This is a genomic window from Halorubrum sp. SP9, assembly GCF_005435015.1.
Classification (GTDB): domain Archaea; phylum Halobacteriota; class Halobacteria; order Halobacteriales; family Haloferacaceae; genus Halorubrum; species Halorubrum sodomense.
The window spans coordinates 1-418 of sequence record NZ_SGXU01000420.1 but is presented as its reverse complement, the minus strand read 5'-3'; the positions used below and the strand labels follow the sequence as shown (position 1 = coordinate 418).

Genomic DNA, 418 nt, shown 5'->3' with positions numbered 1-418 from the left:
ACGGCGAACAGGGTCGTCTGGAACTCGAATACGACGAGGTGAGCGACACGTTCAGGGCTTTTCAACCAGTCACCGTCCCTGATTCTCGACTGGAGTCACCACTGGCTTCTCACGAAGCCGCCCTTGACGTTGGTGCGAACAATCTCGTCGCCTGTTCCACGACCACTGGGAACCAGTACCTCTACGACGGTCGTGAGTTGTTCGGGCGGTTCCGCGAGACAACAGACGAAATCGCCCGCTTACAGTCGAAGCTCCATGAGGATCGCTCCTCCTCGAAGCGGATTCGACGGCTGTACCGACAGCGGACGAAACGCCGTGACCACGCACAGGACGCATTGGTGCGCGACCTGGTTGAACGGCTGTACGACGAGGGCGTGGCGATGGTGTACGTGGGCGATTTGACTGACGTGCTGGACAC

Annotated in this window: 1 protein-coding gene; it reads left to right on the top strand. The window is 59.6% G+C overall.

Annotated elements, in window-relative coordinates; genetic code table 11:
• Positions 1-418, top strand: a 418-nt coding sequence (locus EXE45_RS18105) for a transposase (RefSeq protein ID WP_158294343.1), incomplete at both ends; no start/stop codon positions are given.